This is a genomic window from Actinospica durhamensis, from assembly GCF_018139695.1.
Lineage (GTDB): Bacteria > Actinomycetota > Actinomycetes > Streptomycetales > Catenulisporaceae > Actinospica > Actinospica durhamensis.
Genome location: NZ_JAGSOG010000465.1, coordinates 1 through 3,385, shown reverse-complemented (window position 1 = coordinate 3,385; position 3,385 = coordinate 1). Strand labels below are relative to the sequence as shown.

Sequence of the window (3,385 nt, the reverse complement as noted above, 5' to 3'; positions counted from 1 at the left end):
GCCCATCCCCGCCCCCACCTCCGCCTTCCACGGCGAGGCTGGCGGCGAGCGGGCGGCGTGGTGGCGCGAGGCCGTGATCTACCAGGTCTACGTCCGCTCCTTCGCCGACGGCAACGGCGACGGCGTCGGCGACCTGCTCGGCGTGCGCACCCGGCTGCCCTACCTGCGCGACCTCGGCGTGGACGCGCTCTGGATCACCCCGTTCTACGCCTCGCCGATGGCCGACGGCGGCTACGACGTGACCGAGCACCGCGAGGTCGACCCGCTCTTCGGCACCCTCGGCGACGCCGAGGCCCTGATCGCCGAGGCGCACGCGCACGGCCTGCGCGTCGTGTTCGACCTGGTGCCCAACCACAGCTCCGACCGGCACCGCTGGTTCCGCGAGGCGCTGGCCGCCGGCCCCGACTCGCCCGCCCGTGAGCGCTACCTGTTCCGGACCGGCCGGGGCGAGGCGGGCCGGCTGCCGCCGAACGACTGGGAGTCGGTGTTCGGCGGCCCGGCCTGGACCCGGGTGACCGAGCCCGACGGCACGCCGGGCCAGTGGTACCTGCACCTGTTCGACCCGGCCCAGCCCGACCTCAACTGGCGCCACCCCGAGGTGCGCACCGAGCACGAGGACATCCTGCGGTTCTGGCTGGACCGGGGCGTGGACGGCTTCCGCGTCGACGTCGCGCACGGCATGATCAAGCATCCGGACCTGCCCGACGTCGGCCACACCGAGCAGATCCAGATGCTCGGCCACACCGTCCTGCCGTACTTCGACCAGGACGAGGTGCACGAGATCCACCGGTCCTGGCGCCGCATCCTCGACTCGTACCCCGGCGAGCGCATGGCCGTGGCCGAGGCGTGGGCGCCCACGCTCGAGCGCCTCGCCGCGTACGTGCGCCCGGACGAGCTGCACCAGGCCTTCAACTTCCACTTCCTCGGCACCGACTGGAACAGCAAGGCCCTGCGCGAGGTGATCGAGGGCTCCCTGCGCACCTCGGCCCTCGTCGGCGCCCCGACCACCTGGGTGTTGTCGAACCATGACATCCGCCGCCACGTCACCCGCTACGGCGGCGGCGAGCTCGGCGTGCGCCGCGCGCGGGCGGCGGCGCTGCTGATGCTGGCGCTGCCCGGCTCGGCGTACGTCTACCAGGGTGAGGAGCTCGGCCTCGAGGAGGTCCTCGACCTGCCCGAGGAACTGCTCCAGGACCCGCAGCGGCTGCGCAGCGCCGACGGCTCCTCCGGCCGCGACGGCTGCCGCGTCCCGCTGCCGTGGCAGGGCGAGTCCTCGCCCTTCGGCTTCACCCCGCTCGACCTCCACGAGGGCTGGCTTCCCGCGCCGCAGCGCTGGCGCGGGCTCAGCGTCGAGGCGCAGCGCGGGGACGATACCTCGACCTGGGAGCTGTATCGCAGGGCCCTCAAGCTGCGCCGCGCGCAGCCCGCCCTCGGTGACGGCACGCTGACATGGCAGCCCGCGCCGGACGGGGTGCTGGTTTTCACCCGGGCGCCGGGATTTGTGTGTACGGTGAACACCGGCGACGAGCCCGTGGTTCTGCCCCGGCCCGGTGCCCTGCTGCTCGCCAGCGCCGACCTCGACACGGACGCGCAGACGACGCCGGCCGGGGACGCGGCTGCGGGCACGGCCGTGGACACGGCAGGGCTGGCGGCCGGCATCGGATCCGATGTGGTCGTACTCCCGCCGGACACGACGGCGTGGTGGGCGACCACGTAGTCTGCGAGCCTACGTACAGCCCTGCGAGGCACGGACGACGAGGTCCCGCCCCACCCCGTGGCGTCGAGGAGACGTCCCGGGGTGCGACGGCGTAGCCTCGGAGCCACGGCGCGAAGCTGACGGATCGTCATCGCAGCCGCCGCCATCGCCGCCGACCGGACCCCGCCACCGACGGGCTCCCGCCGAAAGGCCCCGCTACTGCGGGCCGTGGCTGGTGTGGTCGTAGGCGGTTGCGTCGCCGGCAGTGCGGCGGCTGTGGTTGCGGCAGCGTCGACGGCGACGGTGTCATGGCGAGCGCGGTGGCGCTGCCGACCGTGACGGCAGCGATGCCGCAGCAACGGCGGCAGCAGCGGTCGCGGTATCGGCTGTGGCAGCGGCGGGTTGCGGCAGCGGTGGTTATGGCAGCCGCAGTCACCGGAGGCGCTGCGGGACCAGTGACCGCATCGGCGCGCGCGGGTGTACCGGACGGAGTAGGAGCCGGGGCCCGGCCGCCGGGCTGAGACGGGCGGGATCGAGCACGAGCGAAGGACGGACCTGCAAGGTGAGTGGCGAACGGACGACTCCCACGATCAGGCTCGCGGACATCGCGGCGCACGCCGGAGTGTCCGAGGCCACGGTCAGCCGCGTGCTCAACGGCAAGCCCGGGGTCGGCCCGGACACCCGGCAGGCGGTGCTCGCCGCGCTCGACGTGCTCGGCTACGAACGTCCGCCGCGTTCCCGGCAGCGCTCGGCCGGCCTGATCGGCCTGGTCATCCCCGAGCTCGACAACCCGATCTTCCCCGCGTACGCGCAGGCGATCGAGACGCTGCTGACCAAGCAGGGCTACACCCCGATGCTGTGCACGCTCACCCCCGGCGGGGTCAGCGAGGACGAGTACACCGAGATGCTGCTCGACCGCGGCGTGGCCGGGATCGTGTTCGTCTCCGGCCTGCACGCCGACACGACGGCCGACCCGGACCGCTACCGCAGGCTGGTCGAGCGCCGGCTCCCGATCGTGCTGATCAACGGCCACATGCCGCAGGTGCAGGCGCCGTTCTTCGCCACCGACGACCGGTACTCGATGCGCCAGGCCCTGTCCCACCTCGTCGAACTCGGCCACGAACGCATCGGCATGGCCACCGGCCCGGTCCGCTACGTGCCCGTGATCAGGAAGATCGAGGGCTTCCTCGCCGCCTGCGCCAGCCTGCTCGGCGAGGAGGAATCGGTGGCCAGGCAGCGGATCGCCCACACCATGTTCTCGGTCGCCGGCGGCCAGCAGGCGGCCCGCACCCTGGTCGAGCGCGGCTGCACGGCCATAGTCTGCGGCAGCGACATGATGGCCCTCGGCGCGATCAGGGCCCTGCGCGACGAGGGCCTGTCCGTCCCGCAGGACATCTCGGTGATCGGGTACGACGACAGCCCCCTGATCGCCTTCACCGACCCGCCCCTGACCACCATGCGCCAGCCCGTGCAGGCCATAGCCGAAGCCGCCGTCGGCGTGCTGCTCGAAGAGATGGCGGGCATGACCGGCCCCAAGGACGAATTCGTCTTCGCCCCCGAACTCGTCGTCCGCGGCTCCACCGCCGCCGCCCGCCGCTGACCAAGCCCGCAAGGACGCCTGACGCCTGACGCGCGCACCTGCCCGGACGAGGCCGACTGCCAGCCGTCCGGACGAGGTCGATCGCCGCC

At 73.2% G+C, this 3,385-nt stretch carries 2 protein-coding genes; both read left to right on the top strand.

Annotated features, from left to right (window positions below):
* Positions 1-4 precede the first annotated feature (4 nt).
* Entirely contained in the window at positions 5-1,717 is a 1,713-nt protein-coding gene (locus KDL01_RS39930) for a glycoside hydrolase family 13 protein (protein ID WP_212533929.1), read from the top strand.
* Positions 1,718-2,258: 541 nt separating this feature from the next.
* The gene (locus KDL01_RS39925; RefSeq protein WP_212533928.1) at positions 2,259-3,296 is read left to right on the top strand and encodes a LacI family DNA-binding transcriptional regulator; all 1,038 of its coding nucleotides are present in this window, start codon (positions 2,259-2,261) and stop codon (positions 3,294-3,296) included.
* Positions 3,297-3,385: the final 89 nt, after the last annotated feature.